The sequence below is a fragment of the Breoghania corrubedonensis genome (assembly GCF_003053845.1).
Taxonomy (GTDB): Bacteria; Pseudomonadota; Alphaproteobacteria; order Rhizobiales; family Stappiaceae; genus Breoghania; species Breoghania corrubedonensis.
In genome coordinates this window covers 18,897-33,148 of the sequence record NZ_QAYG01000013.1, presented here as the reverse complement: position 1 = coordinate 33,148, position 14,252 = coordinate 18,897, and the positions used below count along the sequence as shown (strand labels likewise).

Annotated in this window: 14 protein-coding genes; 7 read left to right on the top strand and 7 right to left on the bottom strand. The window is 63.1% G+C overall.

Annotation, left to right across the window (positions count from 1 at the left end):
* The first annotated feature begins 16 nt into the window (after nucleotides 1-16).
* A complete protein-coding gene (gene flbD / locus C8N35_RS21820) occupies nucleotides 17-1,378 on the top strand; it encodes a sigma-54-dependent transcriptional regulator FlbD (protein WP_107991864.1) in 1,362 nt (453 codons plus the stop codon).
* A gap of 57 nt (nucleotides 1,379-1,435) precedes the next feature.
* Complete coding sequence (gene flhA / locus C8N35_RS21815) at nucleotides 1,436-3,589, top strand: flagellar biosynthesis protein FlhA (RefSeq protein WP_107991863.1); 2,154 nt, start codon at nucleotides 1,436-1,438, stop codon at nucleotides 3,587-3,589.
* A gap of 100 nt (nucleotides 3,590-3,689) precedes the next feature.
* Here the strand turns inward: flhA and C8N35_RS21810 are convergent, their stop codons facing one another.
* The 4 genes from C8N35_RS21810 to C8N35_RS21795 all read right to left on the bottom strand — a co-directional run bounded on the left by C8N35_RS21810 (nucleotide 3,690) and on the right by C8N35_RS21795 (nucleotide 7,010).
* Complete coding sequence (locus tag C8N35_RS21810; RefSeq protein WP_107991862.1) at nucleotides 3,690-4,682, bottom strand: DMT family transporter; 993 nt, start codon at nucleotides 4,680-4,682, stop codon at nucleotides 3,690-3,692.
* A gap of 203 nt (nucleotides 4,683-4,885) precedes the next feature.
* Nucleotides 4,886-5,182: a hypothetical protein gene (locus C8N35_RS21805; RefSeq protein ID WP_146177459.1), complete on the bottom strand. Its 297-nt coding sequence runs from the start codon at nucleotides 5,180-5,182 to the stop codon at nucleotides 4,886-4,888.
* A 130-nt stretch (nucleotides 5,183-5,312) separates the two neighbouring features.
* Complete coding sequence (gene mtnA / locus C8N35_RS21800; protein WP_107991860.1) at nucleotides 5,313-6,452, bottom strand: S-methyl-5-thioribose-1-phosphate isomerase; 1,140 nt, start codon at nucleotides 6,450-6,452, stop codon at nucleotides 5,313-5,315.
* A gap of 78 nt (nucleotides 6,453-6,530) precedes the next feature.
* Nucleotides 6,531-7,010, bottom strand: coding sequence for a YbaK/EbsC family protein (locus C8N35_RS21795; RefSeq protein ID WP_107991859.1), 480 nt, complete (start codon nucleotides 7,008-7,010; stop codon nucleotides 6,531-6,533).
* Nucleotides 7,011-7,208: 198 nt separating this feature from the next.
* Between C8N35_RS21795 and C8N35_RS21790 the strand changes: the two genes are divergently transcribed.
* On the top strand, nucleotides 7,209-7,814 hold the full coding sequence (locus C8N35_RS21790; protein ID WP_107991858.1) for a hypothetical protein: 606 nt from the start codon (nucleotides 7,209-7,211) through the stop codon (nucleotides 7,812-7,814).
* A gap of 33 nt (nucleotides 7,815-7,847) precedes the next feature.
* Here the strand turns inward: C8N35_RS21790 and C8N35_RS21785 are convergent, their stop codons facing one another.
* Nucleotides 7,848-8,762, bottom strand: a complete 915-nt coding sequence (locus C8N35_RS21785) for a metallophosphoesterase family protein (RefSeq protein ID WP_107991857.1) — start codon at nucleotides 8,760-8,762, stop codon at nucleotides 7,848-7,850.
* A gap of 155 nt (nucleotides 8,763-8,917) precedes the next feature.
* On the opposite strand from C8N35_RS21785, the gene C8N35_RS23970 reads away from it, so the two are divergent.
* Nucleotides 8,918-9,079 (top strand): hypothetical protein, encoded by a 162-nt coding sequence (locus tag C8N35_RS23970; RefSeq protein WP_170122215.1) that lies wholly within the window; start codon nucleotides 8,918-8,920, stop codon nucleotides 9,077-9,079.
* A gap of 144 nt (nucleotides 9,080-9,223) precedes the next feature.
* On the top strand, nucleotides 9,224-9,706 hold the full coding sequence (locus tag C8N35_RS21780) for an NUDIX domain-containing protein (protein WP_107991856.1): 483 nt from the start codon (nucleotides 9,224-9,226) through the stop codon (nucleotides 9,704-9,706).
* Nucleotides 9,707-9,725: 19 nt separating this feature from the next.
* Here C8N35_RS21780 and C8N35_RS21775 read toward each other — a convergent pair whose 3' ends face one another.
* Entirely contained in the window at nucleotides 9,726-10,694 is a 969-nt protein-coding gene (locus C8N35_RS21775) for a glutathione S-transferase family protein (RefSeq protein ID WP_107991855.1), read from the bottom strand.
* Between the two features lie 498 nt (nucleotides 10,695-11,192).
* Between C8N35_RS21775 and C8N35_RS21770 the strand changes: the two genes are divergently transcribed.
* Nucleotides 11,193-11,696, top strand: coding sequence for a GNAT family N-acetyltransferase (locus tag C8N35_RS21770; RefSeq protein ID WP_107991943.1), 504 nt, complete (start codon nucleotides 11,193-11,195; stop codon nucleotides 11,694-11,696).
* A gap of 157 nt (nucleotides 11,697-11,853) precedes the next feature.
* A complete protein-coding gene (locus C8N35_RS21765) occupies nucleotides 11,854-12,147 on the top strand; it encodes a GNAT family N-acetyltransferase (RefSeq protein WP_107991854.1) in 294 nt (97 codons plus the stop codon).
* A 6-nt stretch (nucleotides 12,148-12,153) separates the two neighbouring features.
* Here C8N35_RS21765 and C8N35_RS21760 read toward each other — a convergent pair whose 3' ends face one another.
* Nucleotides 12,154-14,241, bottom strand: a complete 2,088-nt coding sequence (locus tag C8N35_RS21760) for a hypothetical protein (protein ID WP_107991853.1) — start codon at nucleotides 14,239-14,241, stop codon at nucleotides 12,154-12,156.
* Nucleotides 14,242-14,252 lie beyond the last annotated feature (11 nt).

The following is a 14,252-nucleotide window of genomic DNA, read 5'->3' as shown; positions in this document are numbered from 1 at the left end:
GGACGAGAGAAATGACATGCGCCTTCTGATCATTGGCACGCTCGGCGGACAGCTTACCGTGGCTTCCAAGATCGCCATGGAAAGCGGCGCCAGCGTCACTTTCGCCGAGACCGTCGAGAACGGTCTCAAGACACTTCGCGCCGGCAAGGGCGCGGATCTGATCATGATCGATGTCGGTCTCGACATCGCCTCACTGATCGAACGACTGCAGCACGAACGCATCCACGTTCCGGTCGTCGCCTGCGGCACACAATCGGATGCCCGCGCTGCGGTCGATGCCATCCGCGCCGGCGCCAAGGAGTACATCCCGCTGCCGCCGGACCCGGACCTGATCGCCGCTGTCCTCAGCGCGGTGGCGGAGGACCAGTCCGATCTCATCTACCGCGACGAGGCGATGGCCGCGGTGGTGAAACTCGCCGAGCAGATCGCTCCCTCGGACGCCTCGGTGCTGATCACGGGTGAATCCGGTACGGGCAAGGAAGTGCTGGCGCGCCACGTTCACCGAAGGTCGCAGCGCGTGAAGAAGACCTTCGTCTCGATCAACTGCGCCGCCATTCCCGACAATCTGCTGGAATCGGAACTCTTCGGGCACGAGAAGGGCGCGTTCACGGGCGCCGTTGCACGCCGTGTCGGCAAGTTCGAGGAGGCCGATGGCGGCACGCTGCTGCTCGACGAGATTTCCGAAATGGATATCCGTCTGCAGGCAAAGCTTCTCAGGGCCTTGCAGGAGCGCGTGATCGACCGGGTCGGGGGCACGCGTCCGGTGCCCGTCGACATCCGCATCATCGCCACGTCGAACCGGGATCTGGCGGAAGAGGTGCGCGCCGGGCGGTTCCGCGAGGATCTTCTCTACCGGCTCAACGTGGTCAACCTGAAGATCCCGCCGTTGCGTTCGCGCCCCGCCGACGTTCTGGAACTCGCCCAGCATTTCGTGCGCAAGTATGCCGAGATCAACGGGGTGCCTGAGCTTCCGATCGGTGCGGATGCGCGCCGCGCGCTTGCGTCCAATCCGTGGCCCGGCAACGTGCGCGAGCTTGAAAACACGATGCACCGCGCCGTATTGTTGGCGCAGGACGAGGAAATCTCGGCGGCGGCCATCCTGATGCCCGATGGCAGCCCCATCCGCAGCGGCGGGGGGACGGCCGAGCAGGCTGCCATGACGGCGGAAGCGGTCAGCCGCACCATGGTCGGGCGCACCGTTGCGGAAGTCGAAAAGCAGCTCATTCTGGAAACGCTGGATCATTGCCTGGGCAATCGCACCCATGCGGCGAAGATTCTCGGAATCTCCATTCGCACATTGCGCAACAAGCTCAATCTCTACGCCGGAGAGGGGACGCAAATCCCGTCGCCCGGCGAACCCCGCTATGCTGCCTACTAGATACCCGAAGCCTGCCTGACTGCCCCGCGCTAGCGCGCACCCTTTAGAGGCCTGTTGATGAGCGACGTTCCGAGTGTTGCAGCGCCCCCCGCGAAGACAGGTGGCAACTTGCCTTCCGGTGGCGGAGGCGGGGGATTCAGTGTCACCGAAATACTCGGTGTCCTGAAACGCGGCGATCTGGGCCTCGCCATCGCGGTGATGACCATCCTCGTGGTGCTCATCCTGCCCATGCCGTCGTTTTTGCTCGACCTGTTTCTGGCGATGTCGATCACCCTTTCGGTGCTGATCCTGATGACGTCGCTGTTCATTCAGACACCTCTGGAATTCTCGTCCTTTCCCACGGTGCTGCTGATCGCGACGATGTTGCGACTTGCGCTCAACCTGGCCTCTACCCGGTTGATTCTGGCCAACGGGCACGAAGGCCCGGATGCCGCCGGGCACGTTATCGAGGCGTTCGGCAGCTTCGTGATGGGAGGTAATTTCGTCATCGGAATGATCGTTTTCGGCATTCTGGTGATCGTGAACTTCGTCGTCATCACCAAGGGCTCCGGACGTATCGCGGAAGTCGCGGCGCGGTTTACCCTAGATGCGATGCCCGGCAAGCAGATGGCGATCGATGCGGACTTGTCCGCCGGCCTCATTGACGAAAGTGAGGCGCGCCGCCGCCGCACGGAATTGGAAGACGAATCCTCCTTCTTCGGCGCCATGGACGGTGCCTCGAAATTCGTTCGTGGCGACGCGATCGCCGGCCTTCTGATCACGTTCATCAACGTTATCGGCGGCATCGTCATCGGTGTCGTGCAGAACGATCTGACATTTGCCGAGGCGGGGCGGTCCTACACGCTGCTGACGGTTGGCGACGGACTGGTTTCGCAGATCCCGGCCCTGATCGTCTCCACCGCCGCCGGTCTTCTCGTCTCCAAGGCCGGCGTCAAGGGCGCCGCCGACAAGGCGCTGGTCTCCCAGCTCTCCGGCTATCCCAAGGCGCTTGGAATGTCGTCGGGCGTCATGGTGATCATGTCGCTCCTTCCCGGAATGCCGATGATTCCGTTCCTGGCATTGGGTGGGCTTGCCGGCTGGCTCGCCACCAAGGGCAACAATGTGCAAAAGCGCCAGGAAATGGAGAAGGTCGCGGCGGAAGTGGAAGCGGCCCAGCCCGCGCCCGTGCCGGAGCCGCCGATCACCGATGCGCTCAAGATGGATGATCTGCGCATCGAGCTTGGCTATGCGCTCTTGCCGCTGATCAATTCCGAAAGCGTCACGGGTGATCAGCTGACCGAACAGATCAAGGCGTTGCGTCGTCAGCTTGCCTTCGATCTCGGCGTGTTGATGCCACCGGTGCGTATCCTCGACAACGTCCAGCTTGGTGCGAACGAATACGTCATCAAGGTCAAGGAAGTGGAAGCGGGGAAGGGCGAGATCCACGCCAATCAGTTCATGGTCATGGACCCGCAGGGCAAGCAGGTGAAGCTGCCGGGCACGCACACGACGGAGCCGACCTTCGGCCTGCCGGCGACGTGGGTCGATCCGTCCCTGCGCGAGGATGCGACGCTCAAGGGCTATACGGTGGTGGATCCGGCGACCGTCATGTCGACGCATCTCACGGAAATCCTGCGCGCCAACGTGTCCGAACTGCTTTCCTACGCCGATGTGCAGAAACTGTTGCAGGAGCTTCCCGAAGGGCAGTCGAAGCTGGTCGACGATATCGTTCCGGGCCAGATCACCATTTCCGGCATCCAGCGCGTGCTGCAGATGCTGCTGGCCGAACGCGTTTCGGTGCGCGATCTTTCGACCATCCTGGAGGGTATCGCGGAAGCTGTCGGCTTCACCCGCAATCCGCAGGTCATCACCGAGCACGTGCGGGCGCGTCTGGCCCGGCAGATCTGCTCCGCCAATCAGTCGCCGGCCGGCTATCTGCCGCTCATCAGCCTGACGCCGAAATGGGAGCAGGCCTTCGCGGAAGCCATCGTGGGCGAGGGCGACGATCGCCATCTCGCGATGGCGCCCAGCAAGCTGCAGGAATTTGTTGCCCAGGTGCGCGAGGCCTTCGAAAAGGCGGCGATGGTTGGCGAGGCACCGGTGCTCCTGACCTCGGCAGCCTCGCGTCCCTTTGTGCGCTCCATCGTGGAACGCTTCCGGGCACACACAACGGTCATGAGCCAGAGCGAAATCCACACCCGGGCAAGGTTGAAGACGATCGGATCTGTCTGAGCCGAAGGACACCGCGCCCGGAACGAGAAGCTCCGCCCGAAACCCTCGTCGGGACCGGGCGGCGGCTTTTGCCCGCTCGGGGGATCTCCAAAGGCCGCGTTCAGCGCGCCGGGCGGTGTTCGCAGACGCAGTTTCCGGTGGTCTGCCCGCCGTCGGTTTCGTCCGATGCCGCGTCGATTGAAAGGGCCGGCTGGGCATCGGCTGATGCCACCGGCGGGGGCAACGGGGTGCCGCGCACGCGCTCGCGCATCAAGGTGAGCAATCCGGACAGGATGATCAGGGCAATTCCGGCCAGCATGATCGCATCCACCGTCTCGCGCGCGATCAGCCAGCCGAGGAGGAGCGCCCACAGCATCTGGCTGTACTGCGAAGGTGCGAGCGCATTTGCCGGAGCGTGATGGGCGGCACGCATCAGCACGACATTGGCGAGCCCCGCGAGCAGCCCGTAGCCCGCGATGAATACCCATTGCTCGCTATTGGGCCAGGTGAAGTGCGGGATCATCAGGATGGCGCACAGGACAATCGGCCCGAAGAAGCCTGCTCCATAGAGGGAAATGCGCTTTTCCGAAGGGCCCATAGCCCTGAACAGGATGACGGAGACAGCGCCGGCCAGGCCGCCGAAGAGTGCGCCCAGATGTCCGATCGAGAGTTCGCGAAAACCCGGCCGCAGCACGATCAGCACGCCTGCAAAGCCGATCGCCACGGCCGCCCAGCGCCGCCAGCCGACCTGTTCCTTCAGGAACAGGATCGACAGGATCGTCACGAAAGAGGGGAGCAGGAAGATCAGCGCGAAGGCTTCCGCCATGGGAAGTGTGGAGAAGGCAGTCACGCTGCCGGCGGAACCGAGCGTCGCGGTGCCGGCTCGCACCATCCAGAGGGTTCGGTTGGAGGTGCGGAAGACGTCGCTCCAGCGGTCCTCCGGCGCCTTCACGAAGGGCAGCGCCATCAGGCTGAAGATCGAGCCGATACTTGTTACCAGAAATGGATCGAGCTGGTTTCCAAGCAGCTTCACGCAGGCATCCGAGAAGGAGAATGTCGCGAAGCTCAGGAAGGCAAGGGCAATGCCCTTTCCGAGGCTGGATTGGGAAGACATGAGACGCTCGTCGTGTTCGAGACCAGGCGGCCAACCGGCCTTGCCGTCCGTCCGTCGGGCGCTTCAATACGCGGACCCGTGGCCGAAGCCGCGGCAATATCGCCGCTCGTGCGTTCTCACAAGCGCGTTGAAGGCATAACTGATGTGCAGGTTGCTGACGTGACTCGATGTGCCGAGGGCGGATGGCGCCTTAAGCGAAACCGTCAGACGGTCATGTCGAGACCGGAATAGAGCTCATCGAGCTTGGATTGCCGTTCTGCGAGCTTTGCGTTCATCTCGGACTGAAGCCGCGACTGGACGAGCTGGGTGGTGAGCTGCACCTGGCCCGCGACGGCATTGGTGCTGGTGGAGAAGAGGCTGGCCGTGGTTGTCTGCTGTGCGAGGAACTTCTCGTTCGAGGCTTGGCGCTTGGCTTTCCACGTGGCGTTATTGTCCGTGAACGAGAATTTCTTCACGCTCGTCAGCGCATATCGTTTCTGATAGCCGACACTGCCAACCACGACGGGCCCCTGATAAAAGCCGGTGCATTCTATTCCGATTGTATCCGGAAGATACACACTTCCAGTATCTCCGTCCCGGATTAAGAAAACATGAATGACGCAGCGACGCGATGCCTGCTGCCCCCTGTCGTCATGCCGCACCGGCTTCCTTTTCGTGGGACGGCAACACCGCGCCGACTGCACGCTCGGGAAACATCTCCGAGAGCGCGTCCTTGTCGGCTGCAACGACGCCACGCTCGGTGATGAGGGCCGTGATCAGCCGGGCCGGGGTGACATCGAACGCATGGTTCGCCACTGGCGATCCGTCCGCGACGATGGACACCGTCTCGATGCGGCCGTCACGGGTAAGGCCGCAGATTTTCGAAACCTCCTCACCGGCGCGTTCCTCGATCGGGATCTCGCGCACGCCGTCATCGATCGTGAAGTCGATGGTGGGCGAGGGCAGGGCTACGTAGAAGGGAACGTCGTTATCTCGGGCCGCCAGCGCCTTCAGGTAGGTGCCGATCTTGTTGCAGACGTCGCCGGAAGCGGTGGTGCGATCGGTGCCGACGATCACCATGTCCACCTGTCCGTGCTGCATGAGATGTCCCCCGGAATTGTCGGGAATGACCGTGTGGGGGACGCCATGACGACCGAGTTCCCATGCGGTGAGGGCCGCACCCTGGTTGCGCGGGCGGGTTTCATCGACCCAGACATGAACCGGAATGCCCGCATCGTGCGCCATGTAGATCGGCGCGGTGGCCGTACCCCAGTCGACCGTGGCGAGCCAGCCTGCGTTGCAATGGGTGAGGATATTGACGGTGGCGCCCGGGCCTTTTCTCGCCGCTATGCCACGTACGATCTCAAGTCCGTTGCGGCCTATCGCGGCACAGATCGCCACATCCTCGTCGCAGATTTCGGCGGCGCGGGCATAGGCGCGTGCGCTCCGCTTGTCCCGGGGCAGATCCTTCAGCAGCGTGCGCATTTCATCGATCGCCCAGCGAAGATTGACCGCCGTCGGTCGCGTCGCCATCAACGTGCGGCAGGCGTGATCGAGGCCCCCGTCGCTGGGATCCTCCGCCATCTGGAGTGCCACGCCGTAGGCGGCCGTTGCTCCGATCAACGGAGCGCCGCGCACCTGCATCGTGCGGATCGCGACCGCAGCCGCTTTCATCGATCTCAACGTCACTATCGAGAAGACGTGCGGAAACCGCGTCTGGTCGATGATGTTGACCGAGCGTCCATCCTCGTTCAGCCAGATCGTGCGATACGGCTTTCCGTCCACCAGCATCGTCTGTCTCCCGTTTCGTGCGTTTCGCGTCGTCGCGCCGCCATTGTGTCGTCCGCAACATGGGGGCGCCAGTTGTTCTCAGCCCTTGACGCAGATCACCGTCGCGCCGGTGGCCTCGCGCAGGGCCTGCGGATTGGTCGCGAAGACGCAGCGCGGCGTTCCTGCAGCCGCCCAGATCTCGTCCTTGGCGAGAAGATCTTCGTCCATGTAGATCGCCATAGGTTGGGCATGGCCGAGCGGTGGAATGCCGCCAATCGCAAAACCGGTCACTTCACGGACATATGCGGCGTCCGGCCGCTCAAGCGCTTCTCCGATGTCGCGGGCGACGGCCTTTTCGTTGACGCGGTTGTCGCCGCTGACCAGAAGAAGGTACGGCTTGGCCGAATCACGCCCCCTGAAAACCAGCGATTTGACGATCTGGCCGACTGTGCTGCCGACCGAGTCGGCCGCCTCCTGCGCGGTTCGCGCCGTTCCCGGGACCTCCACGACGTGAATGGACAAGCCAGCGGCTTCCGCAGCGTTTCTAACGAGTTCGGCGCTTGCCGGTATCACTGTCATTTTCTCGCCTCGTGAATGTTTACCATGACGGGGAGATTAACCGGGGAAGACTCGCAATCAAGTGGCCGTGAAGCTGAAACGGGACTCTCACCGTGTTACTTAATGACGTATTAATATATATTCACGTGCGAGTTGAAGGTCGCGGCTTCGCAATGGCCGCATTCCTTCCTGCGATCGAAGCCCGGAGAAGTTACGGCGATGAGCGATCAGGCGGATAACGTTGTGCCGCATGCCAAGGTGCGCAGCCTGCGCGAGGCGATGCGCAAGGTCCGCCTGGCCGAGGCCGAGCGAACCGACGTCATCATCGAGCTGCAGGAGACGGAGAGGGCGCGGCTCGAAATCCTGTGCGAGGAACTGGAAGGCGTTTCCAAGGAAATCCCGGATGGCGACGAGCAGTTCATGCTGCAGGTCGTGCCCGGCAATCCGCCGCGCATGTGGATCGATGTTACCAGTCATGTGGTGATCGCACGCGACCGGCGGACCTATCGGTTCGTCAAGGATACGCGTCTCGGACGGACCGTTCTTCTGGAGACGGACTCGGCCCACGCGATGGCCGATTGCATCACCGAATATGTTGCGGAACGCATGATCGACCGTGAACGCGCGCTCGAATCGGACTGGCTGCTGAAGCGGCTGCGCGCGGATGCGGACAAGGCGATGGTCGAAGCGGAGGATCGTCGCAAGGCGGGGCTGCCGCGCCGCGGCTTCGGCGTCGCTGCGACCGCCCTCGTTTTTCTGATTGGTCTTGTGATCGGCATCGCCGGGATCGTTGGCTACGCCTGGTTCTTTAATCCGCTGGGCTGATACGGGTATCCGGTCGATGCCGGCATAAGTCCGTTATTCGGCCGCCGCGAGCAACTCGTCCGAAAGATTGCGCTCGCGAATATCCACGACACCCTGGCCCGGTTTTTCGTATCCGCGCTCGCGCCAGTGACAGTGCCAATCGTCGCCGGCCTTCTCGATCCCGAAGAGATTGTATCGCGCACCTGGCTTCTTGCCGCCCGGTGCGTTCGATGCCGCCGGAACCCCGACAACGGGAACGGGGCCTTTCGGTCCCTTGAGCCAGTGCAGGCTGTCCACGTGGGTGTGGCCATGCAACACGAGCTCGGCGCCGCCTTCCTGAATGGCGGCTCGAACCCGGGAACCTGCAACCAGCCGCTTGTGCCAATCGGTGGAGCCGCGAACCGGAGGGTGGTGGATCATCACGACCCGGAACAGCCCTTTGCGTCCGAGTGTTTGGAGGTGCTGGCAAAGCAGCTTGGCCTGGCCCGTGCTGACATGGCCCGTGGCCAGGAACGGGGCCGAGGCACGCGCGCTGGAAACACCGACGAGCGCAATATCGCCGCGTCGGCGCACATAGGGGTAGGCGGCAGCCAGATGCTCGTTGTCACCGCGCATGAATGGCGCCCACGCCTCGCTCGCCTTGCGCAAGGCGCCGGGGACATAGGCGTCGTGATTGCCAGGAACGACCGACACATCTTCGGGAGCACCGAGCGCATCGAGCCAGCGCCGGGCAGGCGCCAATTCTGCCTCGATGGCGATATTGACGAGATCGCCGGTGAGCGCGATGTGGTCAGGAGCCTGCGCCTTCAGATCGGCGACAAGCCCGTCCAGATGCGCGGTGGTGAACTTGGAAGCACGGTTGCGCTGCCAGTTCAGATAGCCGATAGCCCGCTTGGAAGCGAGCTCGCGCAAGGATGGGCTCGGAAGCGGGCCGAGATGAGGATCGGATAAGTGAGCGAGAATAAACATGGTCCGGCCATCATCCCCGCCTGCGTTCGCAGGTCAAGGACAACGCTGCCATAATCGCCTGGCGGTCCCAAACGGGAGACGGTTCACGCCGTCCCACATTGCCGGCGGTGCCCTTAGTTGAGGGGGAACGTCGTCAGCGCCAGGGAGTGGCGAGCATGATCGCCTGCCAGGGCGGGCTTCCAGCAAAAACGGCGTTGGTGGCGCGAACGGGAGAACAGCGAGGAGAACATGACGAACTCGATTTTCTTTTCTGGGGGGCGTCAGATTGCACTTCTTTGTCGGGTGCGATCTTTCCTGACGTTGCGGCGTTTTATTGACATCGTTGTCGCCTGGTTGGAAGTGCATAAATCGCGTGTCCGACATGCATTCAACGCATGAGGATCATGATTAATTCTTCGTTAATCAGCTTTGTTTCTTCAGATCTCAGCCAATAATGCCTGCATTCGGGGCCCGATTACAAAATGACCAGGAAAATTGTTCGTCTGTTCAAGCCGCTGATCCGTCGCGCCATCGCGTTGGGGACATTGCTGCTGCGGCCCATGACGGTGGGTGTCCGGGGGGCGGTTCTTGACGGGGAGGGGCGGGTGTTTCTGGTGCGCCACACTTATCTGCCGGGCTGGTATCTGCCGGGCGGGGGCGTTGACCCGGGTGAAACATCGCAAGCCGCGGTGATCCGGGAATTGCGCGAGGAAGGCAATATCGAGGTGGAGGGACGTCCCGAGCTGTTCGGGCTTTACCTCAATGCGCGGCTGTCGCGGCGCAATCATGTTGCGCTCTATGTGATCAGGGCCTGGCGCCAGCCGGAACCACCGCGCCTGCCAAACCGCGAAATCGCGGAAGCCGGGTTCTTTCGTCTGGATGATCTTCCCGCAGAAACCACGCCCGCTACCCTCCGCCGCCTTGACGAAATCGGCGCGGAGAGGCAACGGGACGAGATCTGGTAGAGGGGAAGGGCGTGGTGCCTCAGGCGGCGAGCCGGGCCCGGTCGTGCGGACGAAGGAAGTCGAGTTCAGGCCCCGCCGGCACAATGCCTGTCGGATTGATGGTCTTGTGGCTCCCGTAGTAGTGCTGCTTGATGTGGTCCATGTTGACCGTCTCGGCAACGCCGGGCACCTGATAGAGTTCGCACAGGTAGTTTGAAAGGTTCGGATAGTCGGCGATGCGGCGCAAGTTGCACTTGAAGTGGCCGACATAGACCGCATCGAAGCGAACCAGCGTCGTGAAGAGCCGCCAGTCGGCCTCGGTAATCCGGTCGCCGGTCAGATAACGCTGGCGCGACAGGCGTTTTTCCAGATCGTCCAATGACGAAAAAAGCGCGTTGAAGGCCTCTTCGTAGGCGTCCTGACTGGTCGCGAAGCCCGCCTTGTAGACCCCATTGTTGACCGTGTCGTAGACCTTGGCGTTGATCTCGTCGATTTCTTCGCGCAGATCCTCAGGATAGTAGTCGCCATTTGCGGCGCCGATACCGTCGAATGCGCTGTTGAACATGCGGATGATGTCCGCGCTCTCGTTGGAGACGATGGTCTTGCGCTTCTTGTCCCATAGCACCGGTACCGTAACGCGGCCGGTGTAGGTGAGATCGGCAGCGAGATAGACCTTATAGAGCCGCGTCACGGCGTTGATGGGGTCAGGCTCGGCGAAGGTCCAGCCTTCTTCCAGCATGAGCGGCTCCACCACGGAGACGGTAATCATGTCCTCGAGCTTCTTCAGCTTTCGGAAAATGAGCGAGCGGTGGGCCCACGGGCAGGCGTTGGCGACATAGAGATGATAGCGGCCGGCCTCGGCCTCGAAGCCGCCTTCGCCGGTCGGTCCGGGGCTGCCGTCTGCGGTGATCCAGTTGCGGAATTTCGATGATTCGCGCTTGAATTTGCCGCCGGTCTTGGCGGTGTCGTACCAGCGGTCCTGCCATTTGCCGTCGATCAGAAGTCCCATGACCCGATCCTTTCGCACTCTGTAACGCCGCGTATCGCGGCGACTGACTTTTGTCGAGATCAACCGCGCAGCGGAGACCGAAGTTCCGCAAGGCGCGGCCCGAATGTTGGGAAGAACCTAACAGGTGGCGTCATGGTTCGTCGGCATGTGGACGCAGCGTTCACCATCGTGCGGATCAGCCAGGGGCAGTTTCCGCACGGGTTTGATGTAATCCGGCTGGACGCGGGAAATGTGGCATGATATCGGACCTGCCTCGCGGATTTTGCGGGAACGGTTTTTCCAGACTGGCGCCCATGATCGGGTGCCTCCAGAACGGGTAGACATGGTGATCCAGCGGCGACGACGAATGGGCTGAACGCGCTTTATGCGCCTCGACCGATATTGCCCTGTCCGCCGCCTGTCGTCTCCCGACGATTTCAAAGCCCCGTCCCACTGCGTGCCAGTCGCGCGCAAGGCAGGCCGGACTGCTTGACCGACATCCCCAAGCAGGATCACACGATGCCGCCCCTTTCCTATGACATACGGCTCGAGACGCCGTACGACGATGCCGCTATCGAAGCCCTCCACTCCGATGCCTTCGGGCCGGGCCGGTTTGCTCGAACCGCTTTCCGGATCCGCGAGGGCGTGCCGCATGACCCGCGTTTGAGCTTCGTCGCGTTGGCGGAAGGCGCGCTTCTGGGGGCTGTCCGCCTCACGCCGATCCGCATCGGCGAGGCTCCCGCCCAGCTTCTCGGTCCGTTGGCGGTCATCTCTTCTTGCAAGGGGTTGGGCATAGGACGAGCGCTGATGCGCAAGGCACTGGAAGAAAGCGCCCGGCTTGGTGAGGGACTCGTTCTGCTCGTCGGTGACTTGCCCTATTACGGGCCTTTCGGGTTTCGCCGTGTGCCGCAGGGCCGGATCCAGCTGCCCGGTCCCGTCGATCCCACTCGGCTTCTCGCCGCGGAGCTTGTCGAGGGCGCGCTGGAGGCAGCACAGGGTAGCGTTCATGGAGGCCGTTCGTAGGGCCCGCTTGTCGATGTGGATGCTGGCACTATGTCCTGACGGCGTACCCCTCCCGGCGCGCACATCCGCGGCTATCGCCGTTGTCCTGAAGTTTCCATCGCCGCCGCACATGCCCGTCATCCGGGCGGCCGCGGCCTGTCGCAAGGAAGTATGAGTTATGAACGAAGCTGATATTGCGCTGGAAGAAACCGAAACCAGGGGGCGCGTCGTTTATCAGCAGCCCGGCATGGGGGAGGCGGAACTCACCTTCGCCAAGGAAGGGGAGGATGTGCTTGTCCTCGATCATACGGAAGTGCCGGAAAACTATCGCGGTCAGGGCATCGCGTTGAAGCTTCTCAAGCACATCGTCGCGCATGCGCGCACAAGCGGCAAGAAGATCAATCCGGTCTGTCCCTACGCGGCAACGCAGTTCCTGCAGCATCCGGACTGGGATGACGTGCGCGCCCGATAGGGCGCGTCACCGTCCTTCGCGATACCAGGTGGCCGAGACGAGGCCCAGCAGGATGGCAAGGCCCAGGAACCCGATGAAGAGGGGAAGACGGTCTATTCCCTTCAACACGCTCGCATCGCTCATCTTCAGGCCGATCCAGCCTGCTCCCGAATAGGACGTGGCCCGGTTAAGCGCGACGACACGCGGCACGTTCGGTTCATCGCCGCTGCCCTCAAGCCGTCGGACGCTGCCGCGTGTCGCCTCTGCAAGCGGCGTAAGCGGTTGGGATGAGGAAAGCACGTCGGCGAACTCGCGCGGGTTCGCCGGACCGATATTGGCAAGTGCCGTGCGCTCACCGTCGCGTACCGAATAAAGACCGATATCGTCCGTTTCCACCGTCGCGCGCCACAAACCCGGTTCCGCCTGCTTCAGTGTGACGGTCCGCGTGTCGCCGGTCGGTCCGGTGATCTCGACGGGGCCGACGCTCTCACCCAGCGTCTGGCGCTCGACGGTCAGTTCGTGCCCTCGGCTCGTTGCCCTCAGCGCCTCTTCCTCAAGATCGGGTTCCTTCATCAGCCAGTGGGCGAGCCTGCGCAGCAGCTGCACGTGCGGTCCACCGCCCTCGTAACCGCGCGCCCAGAGCCAGACATGATCGGACAGCAGAAGGGCGACCCGGCCCTTGCCCTGGCGGTCGAGGACCAGCAACGGCTTGTTCTCGGGCCCGTTCATGACGACTTCGCCCTGGTGGTTGACGGTGTCGATGAGACGAAACCAGTGGCTCCAGTCCGGCGTTTCGCCGCGGCTGCCGGGCAGACCGCGGGTGACGGGATGGCGTTGGCCAAGTCCCGAGATGCGCGGCAGAAACGGTTCCTCCAGTATCCGGCCGGAAGGCTCCGCCGGCAAGACCGTGGCAAGCGGTGTGCGGTAGAGACTGCCGGCTTCCGCATATTCCGGGCCCGTCGCCATCAGCAGCGCGCCGCCGTCGCGCACATAGCGGGCGATGTTGTCGAAGTAGAGAATCGGCAGCACGCGACGGCGCTTGTAGCGGTCGAAGATGATCAGGTCGAACTCGTCGATCTTGACGGAGAACAGTTCGCGCGTGGGAAAGGCGATCAGCGACAACTGGCTGATGGGCGTGCCATCCTGTTTTTCGGGCGGGCGCAGGATGGTGAAGTGAACGAGATCGACGGCCGCGTCCGACTTCAACAGGTTGCGCCAGGTCCGCTCGCCCGCATGAGGCTCGCCCGAGACCAGCAGCACGCGCAGGTTCTCGCGCACGCCGTCGACCGTGATGACCGCACGGTTGTTGAGAGTGGTGAGCTCGCCGTCGAGTGCCTCCACTTCGAATTCGAATATGTTCTGGCCGCCATGGGCAATCTCGACCGGGATCTCGACCGCCTCGCCCGGCGAAACCATCCGGCTGTCGATTTCCTCACCGTCGCGCCGCACCGTCATGCGGGCGGGGGCCTGATCGAGCCCTTCGCCGGCCTGGGCGACGCGCAAACGCACCTGCTGCTCCTTGCCGACGAGGCCGAAGCGGGGCGCGCGCTCGATGACGATGCGCCTGTCACGCTCCTTCTCATGGCCGGTGATCAGCGCGTGGATGGGGGCGTTGAAGCCAAGGGCGCCGGCATTTTCGGGAATATCGTGGACCTGACCGTCGGTGACCATGATGGCGCCGGCGATGCGGTCGGGCGGGACGTCGGACATCTCCTGGTTCAGGGGAGCGAACAGCGCGGTGCCGTCATTCTGCAAATCGCTGCGCCCGCGCCCGGCATCGATGACCCGCACCTCAACGTTCGGAAGGGCCTCCAGGCGTGCCTTGAGAGCGTCGACCGTCTTGTCGGTTGTCTGCCTGCGACCGTCGAGATCCTGGCTCTGGCTTCGGTCGGCGACGAGGGCGACGACGCTTGAAAGCGGTTCCCGCTTTTCACGCTCGACGGCCGGATTGAGCAGCGCGAGCAGGAGTGCGGCAAAGGCGCAGGAGCGCACGAGGGTGCCGCGCTGGCGCCGCCACAAGGCAAGCGCCATGAGGACGAATGCCGCGCAGGCGAGCGCGATGATGAGCCAAACGGGCACCAGCGGTGCGAAGTCGATGCTCCAGGTCGTGTTCATCGCGCCGCCTT